Raw genomic sequence first — 1,922 nt, 5'->3', positions numbered from 1 at the left:
TGTGGGCATCAAGAATTGAGCTTGAAGACGAAGAGGTTCTAATTTAGAGAAATTACAGATAAGCAACCTGATTCTTAGTTATAGCTATTCTAACAAAGAATGAGACATTGGGCGGCACAATAATAATAATTGCAAATCACCTCATAAATTTGCCACCTTGCTGAAGATAGGAGACAATCTGCTCTCGTCAGTCTAAGCTATAGCTGATTTTCCTTAAGGATATTAGAGGACTCATCAAGGATAATCTATCTCTTCATTTCCTTTCAAAGTAGCTATATTTGAACTGTATTTGAACATTATTTAATGAATTTCAGAAGGGCTTAAATAACCAAATTAAGACATTATAGATAGACTCGAAAAGCTGGCTCAGGAATTAGATGGAATTGGATAAAGTCAAAAGAAGCTTTGCTGAATTAGAGTAGAGTGTCTAGTCGATCAATTGCTCTAGAAAAACTGAGAATCTTGCCAATCCTGTTCCAGTTCTAAAAGTTAAGAAGCCGAAAAAATCATCCATCAGATTCAAAAAGGTAAAAGATTTCAGTCTTTGGATGAGCTGAACAAAGTTTCGCCACTAGGCTCTTGGGATAAAGTTATCGTCATATTCCATTCGTATCTTATTCCATGGGAACAAGGCTACATTATCCTACTTTGAATTTGATGAAGGTTTAGGCAGCTGACCTTTGGCAACCAATAGCTCCCATGCCCGCAAAACGGCAACTAAATCAGAGGCAAGGCGGTATTCATTGGCTTCAGCGAAGCGCACCGTTGCGGTGGGGGTAGAAACAAAATTAATAGGCACCGCTCGCTCTAGGGGCATGGGTACAAAATCAAAGCCATTGAAGCGCTCAAACCGGCGATCGCTCAACAATTGATTAAACTGACTAACTTGAGTAGATGTAACTGTGCGCAGGGTGCGGCTGAGAGTTTGCCCACGAGTGCTGGTGGTTTCCTGCACAATCCGACCATCGTTATAGAGGAGTGTCGTTGTTGTTGCAGGTGGACGATTGCCAGAGGCACCACTTTGCCGAATAACGCGAAAACTCACGCCCTCAGGCAGAGGGGGCGGCAACTCTTCTGGGTTCAGGCGCTGAGGTCGCTGAATGAGGGTGCCAATCATCTGACTGCCAGCAGCATCCCAAAGAATCAGGGAACCACTTTGATTGGTGCGATAGACCCACCGTTGAGGATAAGGAGCATTGGGATTCGTCAGGGTAATTTCCCAACCGGGGGTCAAGCGCTCAGCACAATCAGCCCGCAATCCCCCCAAGCCCAAACAGCCATCGGACCAAATTTTGGGGTGAACTTGAACCACGCTAATTTGCGCTGGTTCCTCACCAAACTGCTCGGCCGCGATCGCGATCGCCCGCGTGATAATCTCCGGGGCTGGTGTTGCTGCTTGAACTACAAGGAGCACTGCGACTTCTAAGAGGGATATCCAACTATTCATTAATATTCATTAATAAAGTCTCTACCCTTTGACCATCATAAAAAAAGACCGCCCCTAGTACAGAGGCGGTTCCTTTAGCTAAAACACTAGTTAGAGTTGCTCTGAAAATTAGCCGTTGATGCTCGGAGCAATCATTGCCACAGGAGCAGACTCAGCGCTGGCCAAGTCGAGGGGGAAGTTGTGAGCATTGCGCTCGTGCATCACTTCCATCCCCAAGTTGGCACGGTTGATAATGTCCGCCCAGGTGTTGATCACGTTGCCTTGAGCATCCACAACGGAGTGGTTGAAGTTGAAACCGTTGAGGTTGAAGGCCATGGTGCTGATACCCAGGGCAGTAAACCAGATGCCAATCACAGGCCAAGCCGCCAAGAAGAAGTGCAGCGCACGGCTGTTGTTGAAGCTGGCGTATTGGAAGATCAACCGGCCAAAGTAACCGTGGGCAGCCACGATGTTGTAGGTTTCTTCCTCTTGACCA

General features: G+C 46.4%; 1 protein-coding gene and 1 pseudogene. Both read right to left on the bottom strand.

Annotation, left to right across the window (positions count from 1 at the left end):
* Positions 1-643 precede the first annotated feature (643 nt).
* Positions 644-1,447: a hypothetical protein gene (locus IGQ16_RS10425; protein WP_297061442.1), complete on the bottom strand. Its 804-nt coding sequence runs from the start codon at positions 1,445-1,447 to the stop codon at positions 644-646.
* Between the two features lie 108 nt (positions 1,448-1,555).
* Positions 1,556-1,922, bottom strand: a pseudogene (locus IGQ16_RS10420) (photosystem II q(b) protein); the annotation flags it as partial.

Source organism: Thermosynechococcus sp. M3746_W2019_013 (genome assembly GCF_015296045.1).
GTDB lineage: Bacteria > Cyanobacteriota > Cyanobacteriia > Thermosynechococcales > Thermosynechococcaceae > Thermosynechococcus.
Note: the sequence above shows the minus strand (reverse complement) of the source record. Positions and strands in the feature narration are given on the sequence as shown.

Excerpts from the sequence above, each read along its gene's own strand:
- IGQ16_RS10425 (WP_297061442.1), bottom strand. The coding sequence starts at position 1,447 with ATGAATAGTTGGATATCCCTCTTAGAAGTCGCAGTGCTCCTTGTAGTT.